Source organism: Rhizobacter sp. SG703, assembly GCF_012275445.1.
Taxonomy (GTDB): domain Bacteria; phylum Pseudomonadota; class Gammaproteobacteria; order Burkholderiales; family Burkholderiaceae_C; genus Rhizobacter.
This window is the reverse complement of the sequence record NZ_JAAZQK010000011.1, coordinates 184,842-210,232: the sequence shown is the minus strand read 5'-3', so window position 1 is coordinate 210,232 and position 25,391 is coordinate 184,842. Positions and strand designations below refer to the sequence as shown.

The window sequence follows — 25,391 nt, the reverse complement described above, 5'->3', positions numbered from 1 at the left end:
CCGTGGTGCGCTCCGTCACTCCCGAGTACTGGGACGAGGCGTGCCGGCACCTCGTCAAGCGCGACCGGGTGATGCGCAAGCTGATCCCGCAATTCGGCGAAGGCCGGCTGCAGAGCCGCGGCGATGCGTTCACGACGCTCGCGCGTTCGATCGTCGGCCAGCAGAGTTCGGTGAAGGCCGCGCAGGCGTCGTGGGAGCGCGTGGCCGCGCTGCTCGACGGCGGCTCGCAGCGCATCCAGCCGGCCGCGGTGCTCGCCATCGAAACCGCGCAGATGCGCGAAGCCGGGTTGTCGGCGCGCAAGGTCGACTACCTGGTCGACCTGGCGCAGCACTTCGAGGCCGGCAGCGTGCACGTGCGCCAGTGGCAGCAGATGGACGACGAGGCGATCGTCGACGAGCTGGTCGCGATCCGCGGCATCAGCCGCTGGACCGCCGAGATGTTCCTGATCTTCCACCTGATCCGCCCCAACGTGCTGCCGCTGGACGACCCCGGACTGATCAAGGGCATCAGCCACAACTACTTCAGCGGCGAGCCGGTTTCGCGGGCCGAGGCGCGCGAGGTGGGCGACGCCTGGGCGCCTTTCCGCTCGGTGGCCACATGGTACATTTGGCGCAGTCTCGACCCGCTTGCCGTGGCATATTGACCGCCCGCAAGCAGGCCCATCGGGCCGCCAGGGCATCCTCCTTCAAGTACAGGATCAAGACAAATGAGCAAACGCCATTTCCTTGAATTCGAGCAACCCATTGCCGAACTCGAAACCAAGATCGAAGAGCTGCGCTACGTGCAAAGCGAATCGGCCGTCGACATCTCCGAAGAGATCGACCGCCTGGGCAAGAAGAGCCAGCAGCTCACGAAGGACGTCTACGCGAGCCTGACGCCGTGGCAGGTGACGCAGATCGCCCGCCACCCGCAGCGCCCGTACACGCTCGACTACATCGGCGAGATCTTCACCGACTTCCAGGAGCTGAAGGGCGACCGCGCCTTCGCCGACGACCAGTCCATCGTCGGCGGGCTCGCGCGCTTCAACGGCCAGGCCTGCATGGTGGTCGGCCACCAGAAGGGCCGCGACACCAAGGAGCGCGCCGCGCGCAACTTCGGCATGTCGCGCCCCGAGGGCTACCGCAAGGCACTGCGCCTGATGAAGCTGGCCGAGAAGTTCGGCTTGCCGGTGTTCACGCTGGTCGACACGCCGGGAGCCTATCCGGGCATCGGCGCCGAAGAGCGCGGGCAATCGGAAGCGATCGGTCGCAACATCTTCGAGATGGCGCAGCTCGAGGTGCCGATCATCTCGACCATCATCGGCGAAGGCGGCTCCGGCGGCGCGCTGGCGATCAGCGTCGGCGACCAGGTGCTGATGCTGCAGTACTCGGTGTACTCGGTGATCTCGCCGGAAGGCTGCGCGTCGATCCTGTGGAAGACCTCGGAGCGCGCCTCCGACGCCGCCGAAGCGCTGGGCATCACCGCCCACCGCTTGAAGGCGCTGGGGCTGGTCGACAAGATCGTCAACGAGCCGGTCGGTGGCGCACACCGCGACACCAAGCAGATGGCCTCGTTCCTGAAGCGCGCGCTGAACGACGCGCTGCGCCAGGTCAGCGACCTGAAGCCGAAGGAACTGCTGCAGCGCCGCTACGAGCGCCTGCGCGCCTACGGCCGCTTCAGCGACACCAAGGACCACTGACACCGCCGTGGCGCCGAAGCGCGTCGCGGTGGCCTACAGCGCGGGCCGCGACTCGACGGCGCTGCTGCATGCCACGCTGCATGCGGCGCTCGGCAGCGATGTCGAGGTGCTTGCGCTGCATGTTCACCATGGCCTGAGCCCGCACGCCGATGCGTGGCTCGCGCATGGCCGGCAGCAATGCGCGCGCTGGGCGCGCCGCGGCCTGCCGGTGCGCTTCATCGAGCACCGCCTGAGCGACGCACCACGCAGCGGCGACAGCATCGAGGCCTGGGCGCGGCAGGCGCGCTACGACGCATTGCGCACGATGGCGCTCGCCGAGCAGGCGGGCATCGTGCTGCTGGCCCACCACCGGCGCGACCAGGCCGAGACGCTGCTGCTGCAGGCCTTGCGCGGCGGTGGCGTCGCCGGGCTGGCCGGCATGCCGCGCCGCATCGAGCGCGACGGCGTGGTCTGGGAACGGCCGTGGCTCGACATCTCGCGGGAAGCGATCGAGGCCTATGTGCGCCAGCACCGGTTGCGCTTCATCGACGACGACAGCAATGCCGACGAGCGCTTCGCCCGCAACCGGCTGCGGCTTGCCGTGTGGCCGGCGCTGGTGGGCGCCTTTCCGCAGGCTGAGGTATCGCTCGCGCAGTCGGCGCGCTGGGCTCAGCAGGCTGCGGCCGCGCTCGATGAACTGGCGGCGATCGACCTCGCGCGCGTGGCCGATGCGCGAGGACTGATCGCGAGCGAATGGCGGACGCTGAGCGACGCGCGGCAGTCGAACGCATTGCGGGCCTGGCTCGCATCGATCGGCCAGCCGGCTCCTGCCAGCCTGGTGTTGCGGCTGCAGCAGGAACTGGGCGGGCAGGGCGCGTGGCCGGCCGTCGGTGGCGAACTGCGGGCGAACCGGGGGCGCCTTGCCTTCGTGGCATCGCAGGCGCCGTGCGCTGAATCACGCCGATCATCCGAGCGCGAATCGACGCTGAGCGTGCGGCGCGCCGGCCGCCACGCATTGCCCGGCTGGGGCGGCGAACTCGTCGTGACCCGCGTGAAGCGCGACGGCATTCCGCTCGCATGGCTGGGCGCACTGGCGCTGCGCGCGCGCGAGGGCGGCGAACAGTTCCAGGCCGGGCTGGGCCGCCCGCCGCGCAGCCTGAAGAAGCAGTACCAGGCCGCGGAGGTGCCGGCCTGGGAGCGCGACGGGCCGCTGGTGTACAGCGGCGGGCAGCTGCTGTTCGTGCCGGGGCTCGGCATCGACGCCCGCGCGATCGGGCTGCCGGGGCAGCCGCAGGTGAGTCTCGCGTGGCGGCGCGCGGCCATGTCGGACGCCTGATTCCGCGCGGTTAAAATGCCCGGTTGCGATCGACTCGCGACCCTTTTCTCCACTCGCGGCAAGACCCTTTCATGGCACTCATCGTTCACAAGTACGGCGGCACCTCCATGGGCAGCACGGAGCGCATTCGCAATGTCGCGAAACGCGTTGCGAAATGGGCCCGCGCCGGCCACCAGATGGTGGTCGTTCCTTCGGCGATGAGCGGCGAGACCAACCGCCTGCTCGGCCTGGCCAAGGAACTGTCGCCGGCGTCGCCGACCACCGCCGTCGACCGCGAGCTCGACATGATCGCGTCGACCGGCGAGCAGGTCTCGGTCGGGCTGCTGTCGATCGCGCTGCAGGCCGAGGGCATGCAGGCCGTCAGCTACGCCGGCTGGCAGGTGCCGGTGCAGACCGACAGCTCGTACACGAAGGCGCGCATCCAGAGCATCGACGACGCCCGCGTGCGCGCCGACCTGGCGCAGGGCAAGGTGGTGGTCATCACCGGCTTCCAGGGCATCGACGGCGACGGCCACATCACGACGCTGGGCCGCGGCGGCTCGGACACCTCGGCGGTGGCGGTGGCGGCCGCGATGAAGGCCGACGAGTGCCTGATCTACACCGACGTCGACGGCGTCTACACGACCGACCCGCGCATCGTTCCCGATGCGCGCCGGCTGCACACCATCAGCTTCGAGGAGATGCTCGAGATGGCGAGCCTCGGCTCCAAGGTGCTGCAGATCCGCTCGGTGGAGTTTGCCGGCAAGTACCGCGTGCCGCTGCGCGTGCTGTCGAGCTTCACGCCGTGGGACATCGACATCGCCGAGGAAGCGCGCTCGGGCACCCTGATCACCTTTGAGGAAGACGAGAAAATGGAACAAGCCGTTGTGTCGGGCATCGCATTCAACCGCGACGAGGCCAAGATCACCGTGATGGGCGTGCCCGACAAGCCGGGCATCGCGTACCAGATCCTGGGCCCGGTGGCCGACGCGAACATCGACGTCGACGTGATCATCCAGAACATCTCGCACGAGGGGAAGACCGACTTCTCGTTCACCGTGCACCGCAACGACTACACGCGCACGATGGAGCTGCTGAAGAACACCGTGCTGCCGCAGACCGGCGCCGCGCAGGTGATGGGCGACACCAAGATCTGCAAGGTGAGCATCGTCGGCATCGGCATGCGTTCGCACGTGGGCGTGGCGAGCAAGATGTTCCGCTGCCTGAGCGAGGAGGGCATCAACATCCAGATGATCACCACGAGCGAGATCAAGACCAGCGTCGTGATCGACGAGAAGTACATGGAGCTGGCGGTGCGTTCGCTGCACAAGGCTTTCGACCTGGAACAGCCCGCCGCCTGAAATCGCCAAAACTGCGGCTAGAATCGCAGTCTTCGCCGGAGTCGTGACCGAGTGGCCGAAGGTGCTCCCCTGCTAAGGGAGTATGTGGGCAAAACCTGCATCGAGGGTTCGAATCCCTCCGACTCCGCCAGACCTGTGTGCAGCGAGTTTCCTCACCGAGATTCGCTGGACACCATCGAAGCCCCGCCCACCTTGTGTTGCGGGGCTTTTTTGTTTTGGGGCGAGAGGGCGTGGCTGGCGCTTCTGAAGGATCTGCTGTGGCTGAGCTACTTCGTTGGCCAGCGCGCTTCCTGCTGCTGCCGATGGTGATGAAGACGAAGGCCAAGCAGTTGCTGACGAGCCAAGAACCCAGGCAGGTAAGCGGGCAAGGCAGGTGCCGTGCGAGAAGCAGCTCGCGGTGTGAGTGCGAAGCGGCCCCATGTGGGCCGCTTTGCGTTGTTCAAACTGGCTACTTGAGCCAGATGTACGCAATGCAGCCGAAGACGACAGCGATGAATATCCAGTACACCCGCTTGGCAGTGGGCGTCATTCGCTTCCATGTCCCGTCGTCCGGTCCTCCAGGGCCTGCCATCACTTCTTCCTTCTGAGTGGGTCGATACCCAGTGTCACACGGCCCGCGTTAGGGCGGGGGGCGCAGCTCCTTTCGCGCCGCTGATGGCTCCGACTCACGCATGACGGCTGACGCCGGATGCTCCAGAGAAGAGCAGGTTGTCCGCTGGCTCGGGTAGGTCTGTCCGCAGCATTTGTCCACATGTCTGCAACCCGCGAGCATCTGTCCGCAGTGCCACTGCGGACACGCAAACCCAGCATCCATGCGGGTTAGCGGCCGATTTTGGCGTTTGTCCGCGTGTCCGCAGAGATTTTGAGAAGGGGAAGGCGTTGGCCAGTGCGAGCGTCACATGTCGCCGGACTTCGACGGTCCGCCGTCCGCGGCGTCCACAGCCTTTGACGCACTGTCCGCGATCACGTCGAGGACGCGCAAACCACGCATCCATGCGGGCTGGCGGCCGATGCGACGGCTCGTCCGCACGTCCGCAGCGAGAGGGGTAAAGGAGGCGATTGGCACCCCACCCCCCTGTTGGGTCCTCCCTGGGGAGCCCCGATCAAGGGTAATTCGCACCCCGATCGCTTTCTAGTTACGACGCGCCCGTAGGGGGGGTGTATTCCCAATGCTTTGACACATTGCCTCGGCCGCTGCTCCGCGCTTTCAACTGGTGCTCTACCTGTAGGATCGCAAACGTGTAATGGCCAACGGAGATTGCATGCTCTACGACGACAAATTCCTTGAGGCTTTGCGGCTGGAGCCCGCGTTGCGGCTTGTTGAGGCCTGCCAGATGGCAATTGATCGACTCGATCTTGAGGGCAAGAGTGACTGGGAGGACGGCGACTACGACATCTTGGCAGAGGCATACACGCTGATCATGGCTGTCGTGGAGGCGAGGCTTCTACCCGAAATTGGTTTTAGATTCTCGAAGCTTAGTGAGGATCGCGAAACGCAGTGCCGCGAGATGCTGGACGTCTTGCGTCACATCATCCAGACGTTGGAGTCCGCTGCCGCTAAGGCGAAGATTGAGTCGCTGCGAACAAAATTTCGAGCGTCCTTGGGTTCGGCATTTGCCTACGAATTTTCTCAAGGTGACCTTGATCGCGTTCAGGAGTTGCTGAACGAGCTACGAGATCACGTAGCCAACGCAGACGGGCTGAAAGATGAACATCGTCAGCGGCTTCTGCGTCGCCTAGAACATGTGCAACGTGAACTGCACAAGAAGGTCTCCGATCTCGATCGGTTGTGGGGTTTGGTGGGTGATGCCGGGGTTGTGCTCAACAAGTTGGGCCGCGACGCAAAGCCAATCGTGGATCGGCTTCGGGAAGTGGTTGACATCATTTGGCGCACCCAGGTGCGCGCAGAAGAGCTGCCAAGCGGGGCGACTATCCCCGTATTGGCGCCGCCGCCTACCGACCACGATCACAATGACTGATCGCCTCCCTGCGGGAGGCGATCGGGCGACCTTTCGGTCGATGTAGGGGAACGGATCGGGGCATCTGTCGCGTGTGGATCGTCGCAAAGCGAGCATCCACGCCATTTCCGAGGAATATTCGGACGCCTCCGACCCTGCCAGACCCGTGTGCAGCGAGTTCCATCACCGAGATTCGCTGGACACCATCGAAGCCCCGCCAACCTTGTGTTGCGGGGCTTTTTTGTTTTCATGGTGCCGTCTTCACGGCAGCCTCACTCCTCGAACAGAACCTTGTCATCGATCCGCGCGTGCTGGCGCTTCAGCAGCCATGCGCCCCACGCCAGCGCCACCAGCACGACCAGCGCGCCGAGCTTGTGAATCAGGGTGCCGAGCATCTGCGCCTTCTTCCGCAGGCCCATCGAGTCGAGCAGGTAGATCCAGTCGTGCGGGCCGTCCTCGCCGGTGTGGCCGCCGAGCAGCGTGAGCTGCGGCACCAGCGCGTCGTACACATACGGCGCCACGTCGAGCAGCGACACGCCGAGCAGCCACAGGCCGATGGCTGCGCCGAACGGGTCACGGTTCTTCAGCAGCAGCGCACCGCCGAGGATGGCCGGCATCAGCAATTGCCCGAGCGTGCCGCCTGCGATCGTCATCCACTCGCCGAACAGCATGAACACGACATGCCCTGCTTCGTGAAAGACCAGCAGCGGCCCGTGCACGAAGGACTGGGCGATGCTGCCGTCGCGGAAATCCATCGAGATCAACCGCAGTCCCCAAAGGCCGAAGCCGGCCAGCAGCGCGGCCCGCAGCCACCAGCGCACGGCGTCCACGCGTGGCGGCACGTGCGCCAGCCGCGCCAACCACCCCTGCTGCGGCGCCTCGGCGTCGTCGACCGGCGCCGTTCGCCGGCCTGCGCGAACCGCCGGCTCGCTGCCCGCCGGCGCCATCGCCAGCTTGGCCAGGATGACACCGCACGCCGGGCACGCGGCCGGCAGCGACTGGTCGGCCGGCAGCGGAGCATGACCGCACTTGGGGCATCGGCTGAACATGGGCTGCGGCGTCAGGAGGTGGCCAGGCTCGCGAGGTCGATCTGCGGGACCGTCGTCGGCCCGCTCAATCCAGCGGCACCGCCTCGAACACGTCGCTCGCATCGGCGCGCTCGAAGGCCGAGCCGGCCGGGTGGTCCAGCAGGGGCGCGATGTCGGGATGCTCGAGCGCGAAGTCCGTCAGCACGCAGGTGATGTAGTGCGTGGGCTGGTTCATGTACTTCTCGCTTTCGCTGCCGCTGAGGAAACGCCAGCCGCTGTCGGTGGGCGTCGCCGGGGCGGTGCGGTAGGCATAGCCGACAGGCTTCTGGTGGGTGGTGATGACCTCGGTGGCCACGCAGGTGAAAAGGGTCATGCAGGAAGACGTTGGAAGGGCCATTGAGCCGGAGGGGGAGAGCGTACCCGACCGCGCGCCCCGAAGAGGTGCTACCGCTGCGACATGACCACCACCACCTGGGCATCGGCCTTGCCGGTGGAAAGATACACATGCCCGACGCCGCTGTCGAAGTACGCCGACTCCCGGCGCCCGAGCTCGATCACATCGCCGGTCTCGAACAGGATGCGCACCTTGCCCGACAGCACCATCACGAATTCCTGCCCGGCGTGGCGGATGTAGTCGGGGAACTGCGACAGCGCGCGCGCGACGATCGTGCCGAGCAGCGGTGTCATGCGCTTGGCCGGAAAGTCGGTCGCCAGCATCAGGTAGTCGTAGTTGTCGGCGTCGTAGCTCGGCGCATCCTCGGGGGTCGAGCGCACGACCACCGGCCCCCGCCCGCCCTTCGCCGACGAGGCCGCGGCCCGCGCGTCGAAGAGCTGCGCGATGTCGGCATCGAGGGCATGCGCGGCAGCGGCCAGCTTCTCGTAGCTCACCGAGATCTGGCCGAGCTCGATCTTCGACAAGGTCGACAGCGCGACGCCGCTGCGTTCTGACAGCCCCTTCAAGGTGAGGCCCTGCGACTTTCGCAGCGCGCGCAACCGCTCGCCGACGCGCTCTCGGTCGAGCGAGGCGCTGGTGCGGCGGCGTGCCTTTGCGGGGGGGCGGGCGAGCATCTCGTTCCTCGGGTTTCTTGCCGGGCATGATTCTCGCATGAGAGAATTCTCATATGAGAGAATTCGATGTTGCCATCATCGGCGCCGGCATCGCCGGCGCCTCGCTCGCGTACCGGCTCGCCGGCCGGCGCAGCGTGCTGCTGCTCGAGCGCGAGGCTCAGCCCGGCTACCACTCGACCGGCCGCTCGGCGGCGATGTTCATGGAAAGCTACGGTCCGCCGGGCGTGCGCGCGCTCACGCGGGCGAGCCGCGCCTTCTATGAGCAGCCGCCGCGCGAGTTCGCGGCCGGGCGCATCCTGTCGCCGCGCGGCGTGCTGTACCTCGCGACGAACGGGCAGCAGGCGCTGCTGGAAGCGCTGCACGACGAACTCGCGGGCGGCGGCATGCCGATCGAAACCGTGGCGGCCGAGGAAGCCTTCGCCCGCGTTCCGTGCCTGAAGCCCGACGTCGTGCACGGCGCCCTGTTCGAACGCGATGCGCAGGACATCGATGTGAACGCGCTGCACCAGGGCTTCCTGCGCGGGGCGCGCCGCGATGGCGCCGAGCTGCGCGTCGACGCGCAACTTGCGGCCGCGACGCGCACGGGCGACCTGTGGACGCTGCGCCTGGCCGACGGCGCGACCGTTCGCGCGCGCAGCGTCGTCGATGCCGCCGGCGCCTGGGCCGACGAGGTCGCGGCACTCTGCGGCGTGGCGCCGGTCGGCCTGGTGCCGCATCGACGCAGCGCCTTCACCTTCAAGCCGCCCGAGGGCGTCGACGCATCGCGCTGGCCGGCGGTGGTCGGTGTCGACGAGAGCTACTACTTCAAGCCGGACGCCGGGCAGCTGCTCGGCTCGCCGGCCAACGCCGACCCGACGCAGCCGCATGACGTGGTGCCCGAGGAGCTCGACATCGCCCTCGGCATCCACCAGATCGAGGCCGTCACGACGCTCTCGATCCGCCGCCCGGCCAGCACCTGGGCCGGCCTGCGCTCGTTCGTGCGCGACGGCGAGATGGTGATCGGCTGGGACGACGCGCGCGACGGCTTCTTCTGGCTCGCAGCCCAGGGCGGCTACGGCATCCAGAGCGCTGCCGGCGCCTCCGAGCTGGCCGCCGCGCTGCTCTGCGGCGAGCCGCTGCCCGCCGAGCTGGCGCGCCACGGGGTCGACCCTCGGACCGTCGCGCCACAACGCCTGCGCTGAAATCTTCCAACCGAAAGGACTGTCCGATGATCAAGACCGCCACTGCCGCCGCCTTCCTGATCGCGGCCAGCCTCGCCGCGATGCCCGTGTTCGCGGCCGGCTTCCCCGACAAGCCGATCACCCTCGTCGTGCCCTTTCCACCCGGCGGCGCGACCGACACCATCGCGCGCATCGTGGCCAAGGGCATGACGCAGCGCCTGGGCCAGACGGTGGTGGTCGACAACCGGGCCGGCGCCGGCACAGCGATCGGTGCGGGCGCGGTCGCCCATGCCGCCCCCGACGGCTACACGCTGCTGATCAGCTCGAACACCACCTTCACGGTCAACCCCGCGCTGAAGGACAAACTGCCGTACGACGCGCAGAAGAGCTTCGAATCGATCGGCCTGATCGGCAACTCGCCGCTCGTGCTGCTGGCCCATCTGTCGCTGCCGGCTGGCAACGTGCGCGAGCTGGTCGCGCTCGCGAAAGCCGCGCCGGGCAAGCTCAGCTACGGCTCGTTCGGCAACGGCACCACCTCGCACCTGGCGGGCGAGATGTTCAAGATCGTCACCGGCGCCGAGCTCCTGCACGTTCCGTACAAGGGCAGCTCGCCGGCGATGACGGACCTCATCGGCGGCCAGGTGCAGCTCACTTTCGACACCAACGTCGCCGCGTTGCCGATGCTGCAGGCGGGCCGGGTGAAGGCGCTGGCGGTCACCTCGGCGAAGCGCTCGCCGTCGCTGCCGAACGTGCCGACGGTGGCCGAGGCCGGCTATCCCGACTACGCGATGGAGCCGTGGATCACCGTCGTCGCGCCGCGCGGACTGCCCGAGCCGGTGCAGAAGGCACTCGGCAAGGCGCTCGCCGACTCGCTGGCCGACCCTGCGCTGCGCGGCGAGCTGGTCAAGGCCGGCGTCGACGTGACCTACGCGCCGGGTTCGTTCTACGATGCGCGCGTGGCCAGAGAGCTGCCGCTGCTGCGGGCCTACGTGCACAAGGCCAAAATTTCGGTGGAGTGAACGCGATGTCCCGCGACCCCCAACTGACGGCGCTGTCCGCGCTGCAACTGCGACGCCTGATCGGCGGGCGGCACGTCTCGCCGCTCGACGTGATGGACGCGTTCATCGCGCGCATCGAGGCGCTGAACCCCGCCGTCAATGCGATCGCGGCGACCGGTTTCGAGCGTGCCCGCGAAGCCGCTCGCGCCGCCGAACGCCAGGTGATGAGCGGCGCGCCGCTGGGCCTGCTGCACGGCCTGCCGCTGGGCGTGAAGGACTTGCAGGACACCGCGGGCCTGCTGACCACCTACGGCAACGTCGGCCTGCGCGGCAACGTGCCGGCGCGCGACATCGCGCTGGTCGCGCGCCTCAAGGCGGCCGGCGCCATCGTCACCGCAAAGACCAACGTGCCTGACATGGGCGCCGGCGCGAACACGCGCAATCCGGTCTGGGGCGCGACCGGCAATCCGTTCGATCCGCGGCTGAACGCCGGCGGCTCCTCCGGCGGCTCGGCCGCGGCGCTCGCCGCAGACATGCTGCCGCTGGCCACCGGCTCCGACACAGGCGGCTCGCTGCGCATCCCGGCGGCGCTGTGCGGCGTCGTCGGCCTGCGCCCGTCGCCGGGCCTGGTGCCGAACGACGCGAAGGCGCTCGGCTGGTCGGTCATCTCGGTGCTCGGGCCGATGGGCCGCACGGTGGAAGACACCGCGCTGCAGCTCGCCGCCAGCGCCGGCTTCGATGTGCGCGATCCGCTGTCGTACCCGGTCGACGCGGCTTCGTTGTGGCCGCTGCCCGAGGTCGACCTGTCGACCTTGCGCGTCGGCTTCACCGAGGACTTCGGCGTGTGCATCGTCGACCCGGAGATCCGCCGCGTGCTGCGCGCCCGCGTCGAGCGGATCCGGCCCTGGGTGGCGAGCTGCGAGCCGGTGGACCTGCAGCTCGGTGACGCCGACCGGGCCTTCGACGTGCTGCGCGCCGAGGCCTTCCTCGCCGCCTACGCCGAGACCTACCGGACCGCACCGGACACGCTGGGTCCGAACGTGCGCGCCAATGTCGAGATGGCGGCCGCCCTCACACTGGCCGATCGCGCGCAGGCCCACCTGGCGCAGACGCGCATTGCGCGCCGCTTCGCGCAGGCCTTCGAGCGCTTCGACGTGATCGTCGCGCCGACGACGCCGGTGAGCCCGTTCCCGTGGACCGAGCTCTACGCGCAGCAGGTGGACGGTCAGGCGATGCGCAACTACTACCACTGGCTCGCGCTGACGTACGTCGTCACGCTGGCGACCAACCCGGCGCTGTCGCTGCCGTGCGGGCGCGATGAACACGGCATGCCGTTCGGGCTGCAGGTGATCGGCCGGCTGCGGGGCGACGCCGCGCTGCTGGGCGCCGCGCAGGCGCTGGAACGCGCGTTCGCCGCGGTGCCCGAACTGGGCCGCCCGCGCCCCGACCTCGAGGCGCTGCGCGAGCCGCAGCCGGCGCTGAAGAGCATCGTCACGCATCCGCCGATCTTCGGCGGAACACAGTCTGGCGCGGCCGGGTCCAACGCCGTGTAGCCCGTGTTTCAGCCCAGGCCCTGAGCCCGCCCCCGCCAGAACGCCGCGTCGAACAGCTGCCGCGCCCCCGTCCGCTCGTTGACCATCCAGAACTGCGACCCGTCCGGGCTCAGCCCGCACACCTCGCCGGTGTGCCGGCCCGCGACCACGCGCCGCCCCAGCGCGTTGGCCGGGAACTCCGCATGGCGAGCCAGCGCCAGCAATGGCACCGCCTCGCGCACGTCCCCCGCCAGCCGCATCCGCTGCACGATCGGCGCAAGCAGCGGGTTGGTCGCATCGACCGGCGACAGGTAGACGATCACCTTGGCCTGCGCGCGGCTCAGCGCCACGTTCACCAGGCGCTGCGCCTCTTCGGTCTGCAGGAAGGGCTGCGCGCCGTCGGCCGGATCGAACAGCACCACCGACGCCTCGCTGCCCTGCGCGCGGTGCACGGTGCTGACCTTCACCTCCTCGGGCACCCCGCGCGTTCGCAGGCACTGCCGGATCAGCGCCCGCTGCGCCCGGAACGGCGTCAGCACGATCAACTCCTGCGGCTGCCAGTCGCCGCTCGCCAGCGCACCGGCCACCGCCTCAGCGATCGCATCGGCCGATTCGCGCCGCACCGGCCCGCGCTCGGCCGCCGACCACGCGCCATCGGTCTTCAGCCGATGCACATGCACATGCGTGTCGGCATCGACGCCCCCCAGCGCCCGCCGGCGCGCCGCCTGCCACGCCGGCGAGGCCTGCGCATCGGCGGCCACGCGCAACGCCCCGTCGTAGAACAGGTCGCCGACCAGCTCGCTCATCGGCCCGGCCATCCGCGATTGCTCGTCGAGCAGCACCACCGACGGCCCGCCGCGCGGCATCTCGGCAAACGCCGAGCGGCCCAGCCAGCGCCGCGCGCCGCGGTCGGTGCTGCGCAGCACCGGCGAGAGCTGCTGCGGATCGCCGGCGAACAGCCTGGCGCGGCCCAGCGGCATCAGCGCCAGCGCATGCGCCAGGCTCACCTGGCTCGCCTCGTCGAACACCACCAGGTCGAACGGCGGCTCGTCGCCGGGCGACAGCTCGCGCAGCGTCTTCAGCGTGAAGACCGCGCGCGTCGTCGTCATCGCGGCGAGTCGGCAACGCTGCAGCACCCGCAGCGATGCCCGGCGCAGCTCGTCGCGCAGCGCCGCCACGCGGTCGGCCCAGGCCTTCAGCCCGATGGCGTCGCGCGACGACGGGCGCGCCGCCTCGGCCCGCGCCAGCCGTGCGATCAGGTCGTGGTCGTCGGTCGGGATCAGGTGCTCGCGGCCGGCATAGGCCGCCGCGTCGAAGCGCGTGCCCAGCCGTTGCACGGCGGGCCGGCAATGCTCTCGCCGTCCCTTCTGCAGCGCCTTGTCGACCGCCAGCGTCGCCAGGTCGACCGCCTGGTTGGTGGTCGACAGCAGCAGCACGCGCGCGGCGGGCCGGGCGTCGAGGTATTCGGCCAGCAGCACGCCCAGCGTCGTCGTCTTGCCGGTGCCGGGCGGCCCCCACAGGAAGCCGCTGCCGTGCCGCACCAGCGACAGCGCCTCGCGCTGCGCCGGCCGCAGCCAGCGGAACGGCGTGCCGCCGAGCGCCGGCCCGTCGAGCGGGCGGGGCCGGGCCAGGTCGGGCAGGCAGGCGAGCGCCCGTTCGGCCCACGGCGTGTCCCACCAGGCGTCGGCCACCGCATTCAGGAAGCGGGTCGGATAAAGGCGGAGCAGGAAGTCCGGGCCGGGCGGTGGGGCGCTCGCGTTCTGCAGCACCAGCTGGTCGTCTTCGGGCAGCACGGCCAGCACGCTGGCACCGCCCTTGGCCGGTGCACCCCACCAGGCCGAGGCGCCGTCGAGGCTGTCGTCCAGCAGCGCCTGGGCCGACGCCTGGCCCGGCCGCTGGCCTTCGGCGTGCACGTGGCCGGGCACCAGCGTCACGCGCCACAGCGGCCCGTCGCGCTCGCTGCGCAGCACCTTGAAGTCGCAGTACTCGGGGGTGGCCGCCAGTTCGGCGTTCAGCGCCTCACGCAGGTCGGCCAGGCTCATGGTGCTCTCGGAATGCGGGTCGTCAAAAGCGGTCGGGCCGGATGCGCAAACATCCGGCCCGACCTGACCATCCGCACCTAATCACCAAGTGAAAATGGCTGCCGCGGATCATAGCGGTGTCGTCCGGCGCCACCGGCGCGCCTGCGGGTCGGGCCCCGGCGCAGTCCGTGAACATTCCTCGCCGCGGCCGGCTGCATCGGGCGACGCCCGGGCGACAATCCCCGGCTGTCGCCACTGCGCCATCCCGACCTGACTCCTCCGGAACCCATGCTGTTGTCGCGCCTGCTGATCTGCCTCCTGGTCGTGCTGCCGAGCCTGCTGTCGCCGCAGGCGCGGGCGGCCGCGCCCGAGACGCCGACGCGATCGATGCTCGAGCGCAGCCGCGCCGCGATGCGCAGCGACCCCGAGCAGGGTCGCAAGCTGGCCGAGCAGGCGCTGGCCGACCTCGACCAGGCCGGTGCCGCCGCCGACCCCGACGCGCTGGTGCTCGCCCACTGGCTGCTGTGCGATTACCACGCCGAGCGCGACCGCGCGGCCGCCGAAGTGCACCTCGGCCAGGCCCGCGCGCTGCTGCCGCGCGCACCGCGCCTGCGCGCCAGCCTGCTCGGTTGCGAAGGCGACCTGCGCGAGCTGGCCGGCGACAGCGTGCAGGCGATGGCCTTGTACGAGCAGTCGGTCGCGGTCGCCGAGCAGATGCACGAAGACGAGCAGCGCGCCGACGGCCTGTACCGCCGCGGCTACCTGCGCGGCGTGCGCGGCGAGTTCGCCAACGGGCTGTTCGACCTGCGCCTGGCCAACCAGCTGTACGAGCGGCTGGGCATGCCGCAACAGGCGCTGACCTCGCTGAACGCGATCGCGATCCTCTACAACCGCATGGGCGACCATGCCCAGGCGCGCTATTACTTCGAGGCGGCGCTGAAGGCGCAGCAGGCGGCCGGGCTGCGCCGCGAGCAGGCCGTCACGCAGCACAACCTGGGCCGGGCGCTCGAGAACCTGAAGGACTGGGACGCCGCGCAGCACGCCTTCGAGGCGGTGCTGGCGCTGAGCCGCGAGATCGGCTACCCGCGCGGCGAGGCCTACGCGCTGCGGGGCCTGGCCAGCGTGCGCAACGCGCGCGGCGATGCGGCCGGTGCGCTCGGCCTGCTCGACCAGGCGAGCGAGCTGCACCACCGCACGCCCGACGAGCGCCTGCGCGCGCAGATCCTGCTGCAGCGGGGCATCGCGATGCGGCTGCTGCGCCGCCCGGCCGAGGCGCTGTCCGCGCTGGGCGAAGCGCAGAAGGTGTTTTCCAGCGCCGATTCGCGCGCCGAACTGGCCACCACCTACGGCGAGCTGGCGACCGCGCTGTCCGACCAGGGCGACTGGCGCGGCGCGTTCGAGCAGCAGCAGAAGTACAAGGCCGTCTCCGACGAATTGCTGCACCGCCAGCTCGACCAGCGCTTCGCGACGCTGAAGGTCGAGTTCGACAGCGCCGCGAAGGACAAGGAGAACCAGCTGCTGATGCGCGAAAAGGCGGCCACCGAGCGCGCGCTCGACCAGGAGCGCCGCGCCGGCGCGCTGCGCGCGGTGGTGATCGCCTTGGCCGCGCTGCTGGTGGTCGTGATGGGGGTGCTGGTCTGGCGCCATCGCCGCACCAGCCACCGCATGCAGGACCTCGCGATGACCGACGAGCTGACGCACCTGCCGAACCGCCGCCACGTGCTGGGCAGGCTGCAGGGCCTGCTGGCGCAGGCGCAGCCTTGCGCGCTGTTGATCGTCGACCTCGATTTCTTCAAGATGATCAACGACGCGCACGGCCACCTGGTCGGCGACGACATCCTGCGGGCCATCGCCACCGTGCTGCGCGACAGCGGCCGCGCGCCGGTCGAGCTGGGCCGGCTGGGCGGCGAGGAGTTCATCGTCGTGCTGCCCGAGGTCGACCTCGACACCGCCATCGCCGCGGCCGAGCGGCTGCGCCTGAAGGTGGCCGAGCTGGACGTGTCGCGCTGGCTGCCCGACCGCAACATCACGATCAGCATCGGCATCACGCTCGCCGAGAGCGGCGACACCGTCAGCAGCGTGCTGCGGCGCGCCGACGAGGCGCTCTACGAAGCCAAGCGAGGCGGCCGCAACCGCTGCGTCGCGCGCATCGGCGCGATGGGCTTGCCGCCGGCGCGTGGCGCGGCCGCGGCTGAAGCGCCCGCGCCGACCGTCCCAGCCGGCAGCGTCACGTCGTAGGGCGGGCCGAGCGCCGGGCCGCCCCAGGCCGGCCCGCATTCCCTGGGGGATCGCTCGGCGTATCCGCCGAGCGAGGGGTCGTCATCAGCCGGCCGCGACGAAGCGGTCGGTTCTTGCGGCCTGGATGACTTCGGCCAGGTCCGTGTTGATCACGTCGACCGGCATGCGGCCCTTCAGCCACGGGTTCGGCTGCACGAACCAGAACGCGGTGTTCCACGCATCGAAGACCGACGCCAGTTCCATCGCGACCTGTTGCGGACCCGGTTTCACCGCCATGTCGGTGCGCTCGAACTGGAACATCGGCAGCCACAGCTCGCCGCGCCATTCGAAGCTCAGCACGCTGCGCTCGACGATCTGCCGCGCGAGCGTCGGCACGCCGCGGCTGCCGCACTGCGCCAGCCGCTCGACCACCTCGTCGCCGCGCGCCAGGCCGCCGCTCTCGCGGTAGTGGCGCAGCATCTGCACGAACTGCCGGTCGCGGTCGATGACCAGCCCGACATCCAGGCCCGGGGCATTCCACGGGTGCACGTCGTGCGGCATCGGCAAGCCGGCCTCTCGGGAACGGGTGGCGAAGGGGGCGGCTTGGGCTCGCATGTGGGTGAACTCCCGGGTGGATGGGCGGCGATCCCAGGCGGCGAATCGCGTCGCGCAACGATAGGCGGGCACCGGATTCACGGACAGCGGCCGCGGACCCGTGGCGTTGTAGGAGTGGAGGAGGCCGTCGGGTAGGCCGGCTCCCTGCATTTCGGCGCGGCCCGACCCTTGTAGGACCGCGTAGGCGTTGTCCGACGCTCGAATCGGGTGCCGGCGACTGGTCCGGGCCGGCGAGCTGCGGGAGCATCCGCCATCCAGATGTTGACTCCCAGATCGCCGCCATGAACAAAAACAACTGCGCCCGGTACCTGCTGCTCTTCGGCTCGAAGGAGTCGCCGCGGGCCGTGCTGTTCGACGAAGAAGAGCGCCTGCTCGCCGAGATGATCGACGACGACGGGTTCCTGGTCGACAGCCTGCTGCGCGAAGGCCGCGCGGTGCGACCGCCGTCGAAGCTCGTGGCAGCGGTTTCACAAGCGTTGCGGGCCTGTGCGAAGCAGGTCCGTCGAAGCGGGGCCAGTGCGGGTGCCGCGCCCGGTGCCGACCTGCACCTGCGGTGCTTCGCGCTCGGCTGATGGGGTGGCAACGGGCTGTTCCGATGTGGTGCCCCCTCGCGTCCATCCCCGGAGTGAAGGTGCCGCGTGGTGCGTTGGCGCGGCGACACACGTCGACGCGCACTCGCACTGCGTGTGTGACAACACGCAAGCCGCGCCGCAGCACTGCCGACGGCCGCGTTGACGCCTCGTTACCACTGCAGGCCGGTGGGGCCGCCGACGCACGCTATCGTCGCGCACTTTGGCCGCTGGCTCGGCTCGACAAGGGAACGACCCGGTGATCAGCAGTAACGAAGACGGCAGGGACAGCCAACGCACCGTCGATGGCGAGCGGGCTGCCTCACGCCTTGCGTTCGGCCGCCTTGTCGATCTGTTCGGCCAGCTTCTCGGGCCGCATCGCCTGCTCGAGCACCTGCAGCGTCGGGTCCTTGTGATCGTCCGCACCGACCGCGTGCGCGATGCGGTCAAGCATCTGCAACATTTTGGTGTTCTCCTGTTCGGTCAGCAGGTTGATCTGCAGGTCGAGCTGGTTGCGACGTTCGCTGATGCGGGCGGCATGGTTCTGGCTGATGAGGATGAAGGTCGACAGGAAGATGGCTTCCAGCGACACCACCAGGGTCAGGAACGTGAACGGATACGGATCGAAGGTGCTCGGGCCGGGTCGTGCGTTGAACGCGATCCAGCCGGCGAACCACACGACGTGCACCCAGAAGAAGGCAGGGCTGCCGCAGAAGCGGCTGACCTGGTCGGCAAAACGGTCCATCGGGCCGCGGACCCGGCTCGCTTCGTGCTCGAGTCGCTGGATGGCCTTCACATTGGCTTGCGTCAGGTCGTCCACCGACTCGGCGCTTCGGTAGTCGCTGCGGTGGGTTGCTCGAGAGGAAGCTTTGGATGGTGACCGGTGCATGGTCAGCGGTGGAGTGGTCGACGAACTGTCATGGCAATCGCTGTGCCCGACGGTTCCGCGTGGTCCCGGCGTGTCCGGGCCGCTTGCTGCGGGCTTTCGGGTCCGCAAGAGGAGTTCTGTGATGCCGCACGCCCTGGTGGTGGATGACGAGCCGGATTCGGCCGAGACGATGGCGATGCTGATCGCGAGCGAGGGCTTCACCGTGGCCACCGCGGGGTCGCTGCGCGACGCGCGCCGGCAGCTGGCGCTGCAGGAACCCGACATCGTGCTGCTGGACCTGATGCTGCCCGATGGCAATGGCATGGAACTGCTGAACGAGGCCAAGGGCATGTCGAACACCGACGTGGTGCTGATGACCGGCCAGGCGAGCCTGGACACGTCGATCCAGGCGCTGCGCCTGGGCGCGGCCGACTACCTCGTCAAGCCGATGAGCCTGAAGCAGCTGAAGGGCGTGCTGTCGCGCGTGACCAAGCCGTCGGTGCTGAAGGCGGAGTCGTCGGACCTGATGGCCACGCTGGAGAGCGAAGGGCATTTCGGTGCGCTGTGGGGGCGCGCGGCCCCGATGCGCCGTGTCTACGAACAGGTGGCGCGCGTGGCCGCCACGGCCGTCACGGTGTTCATCACCGGCGAGAGCGGCACCGGCAAGGAGGTGGTCGCGCGCACGGTGCACGACCTGAGCCGCCGGCGCGCCAAGCCCTTCCTGGCGGTCAACTGCGGCGCCATCTCGCCGCACCTGATCGAAAGCGAGATCTTCGGCCACGAGAAGGGCAGCTTCACCGGCGCCGACCGCCAGCACCAGGGCTTCTTCGAACGCGCGAGCGGCGGCACGCTGTTCCTCGACGAAATCACCGAGATGCCGCTGGACCTGCAGGTCAAGCTGCTGCGCGTGCTCGAGACCGGCACCTTCATGCGGGTCGGCTCGACGCAGACGCTCGAGACCGACGTGCGCATGATCGCCGCGACCAACCGCAGCCCGCTGCAGGCGGTGGCCAGCGGCAAGCTGCGCGAAGACCTGCTGTACCGGCTGAACGTGTTCCCGATCCACCTGCCGGCACTGCGCCAGCGCGCCGAAGACGTGCCGCTGCTGGCCGAGCACTTCGTGCAGCAGATCTCGGAGCGCGAGGGCATGGCCAAGCGCTTCTCGCCGCAGGCCCTGCAGCGCTTGGCGCGCTACGAGTGGCCGGGCAACGTGCGCGAGCTGCGCAACGTGGTGTACCGCTCGTACGTGATGGCGCTCGACAGCACGATCGACGACGAATGCCTGCCGCAGTCGCCCGATGGCGAGGTGTCGGGCGCGTCGATCCCGACCTCGCCGGCGGCCGCCGTCGAAGGCGGGGCGCCGGCGATCACCGTGTGGGTCGGCACGCCGCTGGCCGAGATCGAGCGGCAGGTCACGCTGGCGACGCTCGAGTACCTCGGGCGCCACAAGGAAAAGACCGCGGCGACGCTCGGCATCAGCCTGAAGACGCTCTACAACCGGCTGAAGGAATACCAGGCCGCCGGTGGCGCCGTCGACGTGCTCGACACGCGGCCGGCCGGGCTCGAGGACCGGAGCTGGGCGTCGTCGTCGTCGTGATCCGTCGCCCGGATGCCAATCCGGGGTGGAGCATGGCCCGACGATTCCCGGACGGGCTTGCGGGCTACGTGGTCCGCGTCGCGAAGGCGTGGATCAGGCGGCCGAGGTTCTCGGGCCGCAGCGGCTTCACCAAGTAGGCGTCGAAGCCCGCCTCCAGCGCGCGCGCCTCGTCGTCGTCGTGGCGGCCGCGCGCATTCAGTGCGGCAAAGAACACCGGCATGCCGACCAGGCTGCTGCGCAGCGGTTCGAGCAGCTCGGCCGCTTCGAAGTCGGGATGGCTGATGTCGCACAGCACGATCTGCGGCCGCGTGCTGCGCGCGATGCGCAGCCCGGCTTCCGGTGTCGGGGCGGTCTGCACCTCGTGGCCCCACAGCTCCATCTGCAGGCGCAGCACGTCGCGCGTCTCCGGGTCGGGGTCGATCACCAGCACGCGGTAGGTGTCCTCGGGCACCATCACCAGCGGCTTCTGGCGCGAGCCCGTCGTGGCCGCGGGCGACGCCACCTGCGGCAGGCTGATCACGAACTCGGCCCCCAGGCCCGGCCCGTCGCTCGACGCCGAGATGTCGCCGCCGTGCAGCATCGCGATGCGCCGCGCCAGCGTCAGCCCGACGCCCAGCCCTGGCCGGCGTGCCGCGGTGCCGGCATCGTGGCGGGCGAACAGCTCGAACACATGCGGCAGGAAATCGGCGGAGATGCCTTGCCCGCGGTCTTTCACGCGCACCTGAACCTGGTCCCTGGCCTCGCCGCAGCGCGCCTGCACCGACACCAGGATCTCGCCCGGGTCGCGCGAGAAGATCGACGCGTTGTAGACGATGGCCGACACCGCCTGTGCGAGCCGCAGCGCATCGCCGTCCACCCAGGCCGGCTCCTTCGGAAACTCGGTCTTCAGTGTGTGGCCGGCGGCACTGAGCTTGGTGCGCAGCCCGTCGAGCGCGCCGCGCACCACGGTGTCGATCGCCACCGGCTCCTTGATCAGCGTGATCTGGCCCTGCGCGACGCGCGTCACGTCGACCAGGTCGTCGATCAGCCGGCGCAGCCGCGTGACCTGCCGTTCGACGATCTCGCGCAGGCGACCGATGGTCGGGTTCTCGGCTTCCATCGTGCGCAGCACGCTGGCCGCGTTGGCGATCGGCGCCAGCGGGTTGCGCAGCTCGTGCGACAGCAGCGCGAGGAACTCGCCCTGGCGCCGGTCGGACAGGCGCATCGCCTGCGTGCGCTCGGCCAGGCGTTCCTCGAGTTCCTTGCGCTCGTGGATGTCGACGCAGCTGCCGACGTAGCCGAGGAAGCGGCCGTCGCCGCTGGTGTGCGGCACGCCGTTGTCGAGCACCCAGCGGTAGATGCCGTCGTGGCGGCGCAGCCGGTAGTCCATCACGAAGGGCTGGCGCGCGTGGAAGCTGGTGGAGTAGATGCCCATGCAGCGCTCCAGGTCCTCCGGGTGCACCACCTGGGTCCAGCCGTTGCCGCGCTCTTCGTCGAGTGTCGTGCCGGTGAACTGCAGCCACGGCTTGTTGACCCATTCGCACCAGCGGTCCGGGCCGGCCAGCCAGATCATCACCGGCGCGGCATCGGCCATGCTGCGGAAATCGCGCTCGCCGTCGCGCCCGCGCACCGGCGACGGCTGCAGCAGGCAGATGAAGCGGGCACCATCGGCACCCTGCGAATCTTGCAGCGGAACTTGCACGCCGAGTTGCAACAGCTGCGCGTCGAACGGGCGCACGCCGTCGCCGGAGCCGACTTGCACTTCACCCGACCACTCCTCGCCGGCATCCAGCGCGCGGCCCATCGCGAGCGACGGCACGAAGCGCAGCAGGTCCGACGGCAGGTCGCCGCCGCGCACCAGGGCCTGAGCGGCACGGTTGGCGGCCAGCACATGGCCCTGGGCGTCGACGAGCAGGGCCGCTTGCGGCAGGCGTTCGAACAGCGTGGGGCCGAGGGCGTGGAGCGTTTGGGCGCAGTCCTGCATGAAAGGCTTTCGGGGGCCCGAGCGGGTGCGCGGACCGGGTCTGTCGGACGGGGCCGACACCGGATGTCGGCTGGCCGCTTGACTTCTACTGGCAAGTGTCGTGCCCGCGCAGTTGTGACTGTTTGTGCACTTTGTCAGTCGGTCAAGCTGCGCGTCGGCGGCGTTCCACCGGTTCGACCTTGAGCAGCTGGCGGTACTTGGTGACCGTGCGGCGCGCCACCGTCAGCCCCTGGCGCAGCAGCAGCCGGGCGATCTGGGCGTCCGACAGCGGCTTCTTCGGGTCTTCCGATTCGATGATCCCCTGGATCACGCCGCGCACCGCGGTCGGCGACGTGCTGCCGCCGCTCGCGGTGTGCATGCCGCGCGAGAAGAAGTACTTCAGCTCGAACACGCCGACCGGCGTCGCCATGTACTTGTTGTTGGTGACCCGGCACACGGTCGATTCGTGGATGCCGACCTCGTCGGCGATCTCGCGCAGGCCGAGCGGCTTCATCGCGAGCGGCCCGACGTCGAGGAAGCGGTGCTGCCGCTTCAGGATCGCCTGCGCCACCGACAGGATGGTCGAGAAGCGCTGCTGCACGTTGCGCACCGTCCAGCGCGCGTCCTGCAGGTGGGCCGCCATCTCGCCGTGGCCGCCGCCGCGGTGCTGCTGGAACAGGCTGGCGTACATCTGGTTCAGCTTCACGCGCGGGATCACCGCATGGTTCAGCGCCGCGGCCCAGGTGCCGCGCACCTTCTTGACGATCACGTCGGGCGTCACGTAGTTCAGGTTCTCGGCGCCGTAGCGCCAGCCGGGGCGCGGGTCGAGGTGGCGGATGCGTTCGCAGGCCGCGCCCACCTGCGCGGCGGTCGCGCCGAGCGCCTTCGCGATGCCGGCGATGTCGCGCTGCGCGAGCTGCGCCAGGTGCTGCGCGACGATGCGTTCGGCCAGCGCGCGTTCGTCGGCGTCCTCGATCTGCGGCATCTGCAGCAGCAGGCATTCGGCGACGCTGCGCGCGCCCACGCCGGCCGGTTCGAGCGACTGCACCAGCTTCAGCGCGGTGCTCATCTCGCAGTCGTCGACCGCCGGCGACAACGCGGCCAGCGCCGCCAGTTCGTCGAGGCCGGTGCGCAGGTAGCCGTCGTCGTCGAGCGACTCGATGATGGTGCAGGCCAGCACGTGGTCGCGTGCCACCAGCGGCAGCATGTTGATCTGCGAGCGCAGGTGCTGGCGCAGGCCGACGTCGGCCGCGACCAGCTCCATCGCGCTGATGTCGCTGTCGCCCGAGCCGCCGCTGCCGGCGCTGCCCGGCCCGGCCTGCCAGCTGTCGCGCTCGAAGGCCATGTCGGCCTCGACCTCGGCCGACGGCAGCGTGTCCATCGTCGCGTCGTTCGCCGGCGTCAGCGCCGTCAGGTCGGCGATCGGCAGCGGCTCGGCGAGCACCGGGTCGTGCAGCACCGGCGGCGCGGCGTCGGGGCCGGGCTCTTCGAGTTCGAGGAAGGGATTGGTCACCATGCTGTCGCGGATCTCCTGGACGAAGTCCTGCGACGACAGCTGCAGCAGGCGCACGGCGCGCTGCAGGCGCGGCGTCAGTCCCTGGACCTGGCGCGCCTCGGTTCGAAGGATCGGTGCATTCATGTCCGCGGTCTCCTGGATGCTCGTTGTGGTGTGTTCCCTGCTCCCGATCGGAAGGGCGCCGTAGGACGATGCCCCGCACGGGAGGATGTGCAGTCATCACTCTGCAACACATATGCCACCACCCCTTCAACGAGAGGACGGCGCACCCGGTCGGGCACGCCAACTGCCGAAGAAAGGCACGGGCCTCGCGGCCTCCCACTGAAAGGAACTGACCATGAGCCACGATGACATCGTCGACACCCTGAACGACCTGATCGAGACCTCGAAGGACGGCGAATTCGGCTTCCTCGCCTGCGCGAAGCACGTGCAGTCGGAAGAGCTGCGCACGCTGTTCACGCAACGCGCCAACGAATGCCGCCGCGCTGCCGAAGAGCTGGCGCCGCTGGTCGCGCAATACGGCGGCGAACCGGAAGACGACGGCACCACCGCCGGCTCGCTGCACCGCGGCTGGGTCGCGGTGCGCGGCTCGCTGGTCGGCTACACCGACCAGGCGATGCTGGACGAATGCGAGCGCGGCGAAGACGCGGCGCTGGCCCGCTACCGCGCTGCGTTGCGCGACGACGACCTGCCGGAACCGGTGAAGTCGATCGTCGCGCGCATGCAGCTCGGCGTGCAGCGCAACCACGACCAGATCAAGATGCTGCGCGACCGCGAACGCGCGAAGAGCTCGTCGTAACAGACAGGCATCGGCGGCGCGTAAATGCTGCCGATGTTCTTACCGGCGTCAGAAAACTTCACCCGGTCGTTTTTGCACTGAAATCGTGCCCGCCACCGAACGCGCCGAGCGCCCCCCACGTTTGCAGTACGTCAGCGACACGGTGCCCGGCATTCGCCGGGCACGCCGCGGCAAGGGCTTCAGCTACATCGCACCGGACGGCCGGCCGCTGCGCGAGCGCAGCGAGCTGGAGCGCATCCGGCGCCTGGCGATCCCGCCGGCCTACACGCAGGTGTGGATCTGTCCGTCTCCGCAAGGCCACGTGCAGGCGACCGGGCGCGACGCGAAGGGACGCAAGCAGTACCGCTACCACGCCGAATGGCGGCGGGTGCGCGATGCGGACAAGTTCGACCGCATGCTGGAATTCGGCGATGCGCTGCCGCGCATCCGCGCGCGCGTGCAGCGCGACCTGAAGGCCGCGACGTCGCGGCCGGGCCGCGAGACGGTGCTCGCGACCGTCGTGCGGCTGCTCGACACCACGCTCGTGCGCATCGGCAACGACGAATACGCCCGCAGCAACGGCTCGTACGGGCTGACGACGCTGCGCAACCGCCATGCGCAGGTCAACGGTTGCGAGATCACGCTGCAGTTCCGCGGCAAGAGCGGCGTGCTGCACCGCGTGGCGCTCGAGGACCCGCGCGTCGCACGCGTGGTGCGGCGCTGCCAGGCGATGCCGGGCCAGGCGCTGTTCCAGTACGTCGGCGACGACGGCGAACTGCACGGCATCGGCAGCGAAGACGTCAACGATTACCTGCGCGAAGCAAGCGGTGCCGAATTCACCGCGAAGAACTTCCGCACCTGGCATGCGAGCGTCCATGCGCTGGCGCTGCTCGGCGAACTGCCGGGCGAGCGGGTCGACGACACCGGCTTCACGCGGCGCGAAGTGAACGACGTGCTGGCCGATGTCGCGAAGCGGCTCGGCAACACCGTCGCGGTGTGCCGCAAGTCGTATGTGCACCCGCGGGTGCTGCAGGCGACGCCGCAGCTGCTGCGTGCCGCCGGCGAGCGCCTGGCCGGGCTGCGCAACCGGCGCGGCTGGTCGGTCGCCGAGCGGCAGCTGGTCGCCTACCTCACCGCCGGCTGAGCGGCCCCCCTCGGAAGAGGGGCCGGCGAGCGGCCCGACGGGCCAC

The 25,391-nt window shown here is 69.7% G+C and carries 21 protein-coding genes and 1 tRNA gene; 14 read left to right on the top strand and 8 right to left on the bottom strand.

All coding sequences use genetic code 11. The features are described 5' to 3' along the window. Window positions 1–2: 2 nt before the first annotated feature. The 6 genes from FHT26_RS23160 (at window position 3) to FHT26_RS23135 (ending at window position 6,313) form a co-directional block, all read left to right on the top strand. Window positions 3–644 (top strand): DNA-3-methyladenine glycosylase family protein, encoded by a 642-nt coding sequence (locus tag FHT26_RS23160; RefSeq protein ID WP_056808161.1) that lies wholly within the window; start codon window positions 3–5, stop codon window positions 642–644. A 63-nt stretch (window positions 645–707) separates the two neighbouring features. Continuing rightward, a complete protein-coding gene (locus FHT26_RS23155; RefSeq protein ID WP_168562449.1) occupies window positions 708–1,679 on the top strand; it encodes an acetyl-CoA carboxylase carboxyltransferase subunit alpha in 972 nt (323 codons plus the stop codon). Window positions 1,680–1,686: 7 nt separating this feature from the next. Then, complete coding sequence (gene tilS / locus FHT26_RS30555) at window positions 1,687–2,994, top strand: tRNA lysidine(34) synthetase TilS (RefSeq protein WP_168562448.1); 1,308 nt, start codon at window positions 1,687–1,689, stop codon at window positions 2,992–2,994. Window positions 2,995–3,065: 71 nt separating this feature from the next. Beyond that, on the top strand, window positions 3,066–4,334 hold the full coding sequence (locus FHT26_RS23145) for an aspartate kinase (RefSeq protein ID WP_056808167.1): 1,269 nt from the start codon (window positions 3,066–3,068) through the stop codon (window positions 4,332–4,334). A 37-nt stretch (window positions 4,335–4,371) separates the two neighbouring features. After that, window positions 4,372–4,464 (top strand) — tRNA-Ser (locus tag FHT26_RS23140). Window positions 4,465–5,596: 1,132 nt separating this feature from the next. Continuing rightward, the gene (locus FHT26_RS23135; protein ID WP_168562447.1) at window positions 5,597–6,313 is read left to right on the top strand and encodes a hypothetical protein; all 717 of its coding nucleotides are present in this window, start codon (window positions 5,597–5,599) and stop codon (window positions 6,311–6,313) included. A 251-nt stretch (window positions 6,314–6,564) separates the two neighbouring features. Here the strand turns inward: FHT26_RS23135 and FHT26_RS23130 are convergent, their stop codons facing one another. From FHT26_RS23130 to FHT26_RS23120, 3 genes are all read right to left on the bottom strand, one after another. Then, window positions 6,565–7,341 (bottom strand): FmdB family zinc ribbon protein, encoded by a 777-nt coding sequence (locus tag FHT26_RS23130; protein ID WP_168562446.1) that lies wholly within the window; start codon window positions 7,339–7,341, stop codon window positions 6,565–6,567. 64 nt (window positions 7,342–7,405) lie between these two features. Further along, entirely contained in the window at window positions 7,406–7,693 is a 288-nt protein-coding gene (locus FHT26_RS23125) for an immunity protein Imm33 domain-containing protein (RefSeq protein WP_168562445.1), read from the bottom strand. A 71-nt stretch (window positions 7,694–7,764) separates the two neighbouring features. Further along, entirely contained in the window at window positions 7,765–8,388 is a 624-nt protein-coding gene (locus FHT26_RS23120) for a helix-turn-helix domain-containing protein (RefSeq protein ID WP_168562444.1), read from the bottom strand. Window positions 8,389–8,441: 53 nt separating this feature from the next. Here FHT26_RS23120 and FHT26_RS23115 point away from each other — a divergent pair, with 53 nt between their 5' ends. From FHT26_RS23115 to FHT26_RS23105, 3 genes are read left to right on the top strand one after another with little or no spacing between them, the layout of a single operon-like run. Continuing rightward, entirely contained in the window at window positions 8,442–9,569 is a 1,128-nt protein-coding gene (locus FHT26_RS23115; protein WP_168562443.1) for an NAD(P)/FAD-dependent oxidoreductase, read from the top strand. A gap of 26 nt (window positions 9,570–9,595) precedes the next feature. Next, window positions 9,596–10,567 (top strand): Bug family tripartite tricarboxylate transporter substrate binding protein, encoded by a 972-nt coding sequence (locus FHT26_RS23110; protein WP_168562442.1) that lies wholly within the window; start codon window positions 9,596–9,598, stop codon window positions 10,565–10,567. Window positions 10,568–10,572: 5 nt separating this feature from the next. After that, window positions 10,573–12,099: an amidase gene (locus FHT26_RS23105; protein ID WP_168562441.1), complete on the top strand. Its 1,527-nt coding sequence runs from the start codon at window positions 10,573–10,575 to the stop codon at window positions 12,097–12,099. A gap of 8 nt (window positions 12,100–12,107) precedes the next feature. On the opposite strand, the gene FHT26_RS23100 is transcribed toward FHT26_RS23105, so the two are convergent. Continuing rightward, window positions 12,108–14,120 carry a DEAD/DEAH box helicase gene (locus FHT26_RS23100; RefSeq protein ID WP_168562440.1) on the bottom strand — a complete coding sequence of 671 codons (2,013 nt, stop codon included), beginning with the start codon at window positions 14,118–14,120 and terminating at the stop codon, window positions 12,108–12,110. Window positions 14,121–14,387: 267 nt separating this feature from the next. On the opposite strand from FHT26_RS23100, the gene FHT26_RS23095 reads away from it, so the two are divergent. Next, complete coding sequence (locus tag FHT26_RS23095; RefSeq protein ID WP_168562439.1) at window positions 14,388–16,337, top strand: GGDEF domain-containing protein; 1,950 nt, start codon at window positions 14,388–14,390, stop codon at window positions 16,335–16,337. Window positions 16,338–16,421: 84 nt separating this feature from the next. Here the strand turns inward: FHT26_RS23095 and FHT26_RS23090 are convergent, their stop codons facing one another. Beyond that, a complete protein-coding gene (locus tag FHT26_RS23090) occupies window positions 16,422–16,931 on the bottom strand; it encodes a hypothetical protein (RefSeq protein ID WP_168562438.1) in 510 nt (169 codons plus the stop codon). Between the two features lie 281 nt (window positions 16,932–17,212). On the opposite strand from FHT26_RS23090, the gene FHT26_RS23085 reads away from it, so the two are divergent. Next, window positions 17,213–17,503, top strand: a complete 291-nt coding sequence (locus tag FHT26_RS23085) for a hypothetical protein (protein WP_168562437.1) — start codon at window positions 17,213–17,215, stop codon at window positions 17,501–17,503. Between the two features lie 319 nt (window positions 17,504–17,822). On the opposite strand, the gene FHT26_RS30550 is transcribed toward FHT26_RS23085, so the two are convergent. Further along, window positions 17,823–18,590, bottom strand: a complete 768-nt coding sequence (locus FHT26_RS30550) for a DUF1003 domain-containing protein (protein ID WP_349238211.1) — start codon at window positions 18,588–18,590, stop codon at window positions 17,823–17,825. On the opposite strand from FHT26_RS30550, the gene FHT26_RS23075 reads away from it, so the two are divergent. Next, window positions 18,511–19,965 carry a sigma-54-dependent transcriptional regulator gene (locus FHT26_RS23075; protein WP_168562436.1) on the top strand — a complete coding sequence of 485 codons (1,455 nt, stop codon included), beginning with the start codon at window positions 18,511–18,513 and terminating at the stop codon, window positions 19,963–19,965. The genes FHT26_RS30550 and FHT26_RS23075 overlap by 80 nt on opposite strands. 64 nt (window positions 19,966–20,029) lie before the next feature. Here FHT26_RS23075 and FHT26_RS23070 read toward each other — a convergent pair whose 3' ends face one another. Together FHT26_RS23070 and rpoN are read right to left on the bottom strand one after the other, a co-directional pair. Beyond that, a complete protein-coding gene (locus tag FHT26_RS23070) occupies window positions 20,030–21,928 on the bottom strand; it encodes a PAS domain S-box protein (RefSeq protein WP_168562435.1) in 1,899 nt (632 codons plus the stop codon). Between the two features lie 142 nt (window positions 21,929–22,070). After that, complete coding sequence (gene rpoN, locus FHT26_RS23065) at window positions 22,071–23,546, bottom strand: RNA polymerase factor sigma-54 (protein WP_168562434.1); 1,476 nt, start codon at window positions 23,544–23,546, stop codon at window positions 22,071–22,073. A gap of 214 nt (window positions 23,547–23,760) precedes the next feature. On the opposite strand from rpoN, the gene FHT26_RS23060 reads away from it, so the two are divergent. Then, on the top strand, window positions 23,761–24,222 hold the full coding sequence (locus FHT26_RS23060; RefSeq protein WP_168562433.1) for a PA2169 family four-helix-bundle protein: 462 nt from the start codon (window positions 23,761–23,763) through the stop codon (window positions 24,220–24,222). An 85-nt stretch (window positions 24,223–24,307) separates the two neighbouring features. After that, window positions 24,308–25,345 (top strand): DNA topoisomerase IB, encoded by a 1,038-nt coding sequence (locus FHT26_RS23055; RefSeq protein WP_349238210.1) that lies wholly within the window; start codon window positions 24,308–24,310, stop codon window positions 25,343–25,345. Window positions 25,346–25,391 lie beyond the last annotated feature (46 nt).